Genomic DNA, 5,025 nt, shown 5'->3' on the forward strand with positions numbered 1-5,025 from the left:
ACACCCCCCGCCGCGCCGCCATCAGCGCCTTCGGCATCAGCGGCACCAACGCCCACCTCATCATCGAAGAACCCCCCACCAGCACCAGCACACCCACCACCAGCACCGACAACCAGACCGACGACGACAGAACAGGGAACGAGAACGAGAACCACCCCCAGCCCCGGACGACGGACGAGATCGCTGACGCGACCGGGACCGGAACTGGGACCGGAGATGCTCCCCCAGCCGCGGCCCCACCGGCACACCCCGTCGCCTGGCCCCTGTCCGCGGCCGACCCCGCCGCCCTGCGGGAGATGGCGCTGCGGCTACGCGACCACCTGGCCCGACTCCCCGACCCGCCCGGCCTGACAGCGACTGCCGTCGCGTTGTCCCGACGGGCCGCGCTGGCGCACCGGGCGGTCGTGATCGCCGACTCACCCGCCGGGTTCTCCGCCGCGCTCACCGCGCTCGGCGAGGACCGGCCCGCCGCCGCCCTCGTGCGCGACACGGTGTCCGAACCCGGGCGGACCGTCTTCGTCTTCCCGGGTCAGGGATCGCAGTGGGCCGGGATGGCGGCGGACCTGTTCGACGTCTCGGCCGCGTTCCGCGACCAGCTCACCACCTGCGCGGACGCGCTCGCGCCACATCTGGACGTCCCGCTGCTCGACGTCCTGCTTGGCCGGGCGGATCCACGCCTGCTCGACCGTGTCGACGTGGTCCAGCCCGCGCTGTTCGCGATGATGGTGTCCCTCTCCGCGCTGTGGCGTGAACGTGGGGTGCGTCCCGACGCGGTCGTCGGCCACTCGCAGGGCGAGATCGCCGCCCTGCACGTCGCCGGCGGCCTGAGCCTCGACGATGCCGCGCTCGTCGTGGCCCGGCGCAGCCGCACGCTCGCCGCCATCGCGGGTGGCGGGGGCATGGTGAGCCTGTCGCTGGACGCCGAGGCGACCACCGAGCGCATCGCGCCCTGGACGGGCCGGATCGGCATCGCCGCCCACAACGGCCCGGCGACCACGATCGTGTCGGGCGAACGGACCGCCCTCGACGAGCTCCTTGCCGCCTGCGCGGCCGCCGGTGTGCACGCCCGTGCGATCCCCGTCGACTACGCCTCGCACTCCCCCGCCGTCGACGTGCTCGAACCGGAGCTGCGCCGGGTGCTCGACGGCGTCCAGGGCCGTGCGACCGAGCGCGGGGTGGCGTTCCACTCGACCGTGACCGGCGGCGAGCTGGACCCCGCCGGGCTGGACGCGGACTACTGGTACCGCAATCTGCGCGAGCCGGTCCTGCTCGAACCGGTCGTCCGGGCGCTCGCCGCGGCCGGCCACACCACGTTCATCGAGGTCAGCCCGCATCCCGTGCTCGTCTCGGCGATGACGGACACCCTCGCCACCGCAGCGCCCGACGGCGGACAGGCACGGGCGCTGGCGACCCTGCGCCGCGACGGCCACAACCCGACCCGGCTGCTGGCGGCCCTGGGCCAGGCCTGGGCCAGCGGCCTGTCGGTCGAGCTGGCGCCGCGCCCCGCCGATCCGCGCCCGCCGCACCTCGAGCTGCCGACCTATCCCTTCCAACGCCGACGGCACTGGCTGTCCGCGCCCGCCACGGCCCGCCGCCTCGACACCGTCGGCCTGCAGGCGATCGACCATCCCCTGCTCGGCGCGGCCGTCGACCTTCCCGACACCGGCGGGCAGGTGCTGACCGGAACACTGTCCCTGGGTTCCCAGCCGTGGCTCGCCGACCACGCGGTGCACGGCGTCCCACTGCTCCCCGGGACCGCCATCCTCGATCTCGTCCTCGCCGCCGGGCGTCGGGCCGGCTGCGCCCGGGTGGCCGACCTGACACTCACCGCCCCGCTCGTCCTGCCCGAGGACGGCGCGGTCCTGCTCCGGGTGGTGCTGGGGCCGAGCGACGACAGCGCCCGGCGCAGTGCCGACCTGTACGCCCGTCCGGAGGACGCCGACAGCGAGCCCTGGTCACATCACGCCAGCGGTGTGGTGGAGCCGGTCCGCGACCCCGCCGATCGCGATCCGGCCGATCGCGATCCGGCCGACGGTGCCCAGACGGCCTGGCCGCCCCCCGGCGCGCGGCCCGTCGACCTGGCCGATCCGTACCGCCGCCTGGCCGCCCGCGGATACGACTACGGGGCCGCCTTCCAGGGGCTGGTGGCCGCCTGGCGCGCGGGGACGGACGTCCTCGCCGAGGTGGTCCTGCCCGCGGTGCACCAGTTGGACACACCGGCCTACGGCCTGCACCCCGCGCTGCTCGACGCCGCGTTGCACCCGATCGCGCTCGGCCTGCTCGCCGATGACGCCGGAGCTGGCACCGTCGCCACGGAGGCGCCGGACACGGACATCGCGGCCACGGACACCACCGGCACGGACACCACCGCCGCGGACACCGCGGCGGGGCCGGACGCGGTCCAGCTCCCGTTCGCCTGGACCGGTGTCGTCCGCCACGCGACCGGCGCCAGCACGCTGCGCGTGCGCCTGACACCCACCCCCGGCGGGCTCGCCGTCGTCGCCCGCGACACCGCGGGCCGACTCGCCCTGACCGCCGACGCCCTGTCGACCCGGCCAATGTCCCCCGGCGCGCTGCCGCGGGACCAGGGCAGTGGCGAGCTCCTGGTCGAGCGGTGGCTACCCATCGCGCCGGCGCCGCGGGCGGGCGGCACCCCGGCCGGGGCCGGTCGATGGGCGCTGGTGGGGCTCCCGGCCGATGCCGCGACGCTGTCCCTGCCCGCGGCGACATCCGTGCACCCGAGCATCGCCGCGCTCACCCGATCCCTGCGCGACGGCGGTGGCGTGGGCCTCCCCGACGCGGTGATCCTCGCGGTCGGTCTCACCACCCCGGCCCTGCGCGGGTCCGACGACAGCCATCCCGACGACGACCAGTCCGACAACCGGCCCGGCGACGACCGGTCCGACCACCGGTCCGGCGACGATTGGTCCGGCGACGACCGGTTCGCAACGCCCGCCACCGCGCTCGACCTGGGCGGTCGCGTCCTGCGCGAGCTGCGGGACTGGCTGACGGACGATCACCCGGCCGGGATCCGGCTGGTGGTGGCCACCCGCGGGGCGGTCGCCACCGACCTGCACCATGGCGTCGCGGACCTCGGCGGCGCGGCAGCGTGGGGCCTGGTGCGCTCCGCGCAGTCCGAGCACCCGGACGACATCGCCCTGCTCGATCTGGACCCCGACGCCACACCAGACACCACCGCCGCACCGGACCCCGATGCCGCACCGGCGGCAGAGTCCGGATCGGCACGAGATGCCGTCACCATCGCCGCCGCACTGGCCGAGGCCGTGCGAGCCGGCGGCGAGCCGCGTCTCGCGCTGCGCGCGGGGGCTCTGTTCGCGCCGCGCCTGGACCACCTGCCCGTCGGCGGCTCCTCTCCCGCCGCGGACGACACCACACCCCCTTCCGCGGTCGCCACCGCCGCCCCGGCCGCCGCCACGTCCCCGCATGCCTCCTCCCCGTTCACGGGCCTGGACGGCACCGTCCTGATCACCGGCGGCACGGGGGTACTCGGCGGGCTCGTCGCTCAGCACCTGGTCCGCTCGCACGGCGTGCGCCACCTGCTCCTGGCCAGCCGCGCCGGCACCGCCGCCCCCGGCGCGCCAGCACTGCTCGCCACGCTCACGGAACTCGGCGCCGACGCCCGGATCGCCGCCTGTGACGTCGCCGACCCGGCCGCCCTCGCCACGCTGCTCGCCTCCGTCGCCGACGGGCATCCCCTGCGCGGCGTGGTCCATGCCGCCGGCGTGCTCGACGACGGGGTCGTCACCGCACTCACCGAGCGGCAGCTCGCCGAGGTCTGGCGGGCGAAGGTCGACGCCGCCTGGCAGCTGCACCGGCTGACCCGTGGCCACGACCTGCGCGCGTTCGTCCTGTTCTCCTCGACCGCCGGTGTTCTCGGCACCGCCGGCCAGGCGAACTACGCGGCGGCGAACGCCGCGGTGGACGCGCTCGCCCGCCGCCGGCGCGGGGCGGGGCTGCCTGCCCTCAGCCTGGCCTGGGGGTTGTGGGCGCAGGAGACCGCCATGACCGGACATCTCGACGACGCGGCCCGCGCCCGGCTCGCGCACGCCGGGCTCGCCCCGATGACGTCGGAGGCGGGCCTCGCCCTGTTCGACGCCGCGCTCGACGCGGGCGTGCCGGTCGTCGTCCCGGCTCGGCTGGACCGCCCCGCGCTGCGGCGGCGGGCCGCGCAGGGCACGCTTCCCGCCCTGTTCTCCACCGTGGTGCGGACGCGGTCAGACGTCTTCCCGGACCTCGCCGGCTCCACCGCACCGGCGGGACCCGCCGGGTCCCCGGACGGAACCGGCAGCGCCGGCGGGCAGGCCGAGGCGGAGCAGCCCGGCACCGGCCTCGCCGAGCGGCTGGCGGCGATGCCCGAGCCGCGGGCCCGAGAGGCCCTCGTCGAGCTGGTGCGCGAGCATGCCGCCGCCGTCCTCGGGCATGACGACGTCGCGCCGATCGGCGCGGGCCAGGCCTTCCGCAGTCTCGGTTTCGACTCGCTGGCCGCGGTGGAACTGCGCAACCGCCTCGGCGCGGCGGCCGGCACGCGGCTGCCGTCGACGGTGGTGTTCGACCATCCGACGCCGGCGGCGCTCGCCGAGCATCTGCTCACCCGGCTCACCGGCCCGCGCCCGGCGGCGAGACCGGCGACGGCCGAGCCGCGCACGGACGACGAGCCGATCGCGGTGGTCGCCATGGGCTGCCGTTTCCCCGGCGGGGTGACCTCGCCGGAGGAGCTGTGGCGGCTGGTGGCCGAGGGCACCGACGCGCTGTCCGAGTTCCCGGTCAACCGGGGCTGGCAGACCGAGCGGCTCTACGACCCCGATCCCGGCCGGGCCGGGCACACCTACGTCCGCCACGGCGGGTTCCTGCACGACGCGGACGAGTTCGACGCGGCGTTCTTCGGGATCTCCCCGCGTGAGGCGACCGCGATCGACCCGCAGCAGCGCCTGCTGCTGGAGATCGCCTGGGAGACGTTCGAACGCGCCGGCATCGACCCCCACAGCCTGCGCGGCACCCAGACCG

The 5,025-nt window shown here is 76.4% G+C and carries 1 protein-coding gene; it reads left to right on the top strand.

Features of this window, described 5'->3' with window-relative positions; all coding sequences use genetic code 11:
- Positions 1-5,025: SDR family NAD(P)-dependent oxidoreductase (locus tag AC6EXY_RS32975; RefSeq protein WP_499842472.1), on the top strand; the 5,025-nt coding region annotated here is incomplete at both ends.

It is taken from the genome of Frankia sp. RB5, from assembly GCF_059816245.1.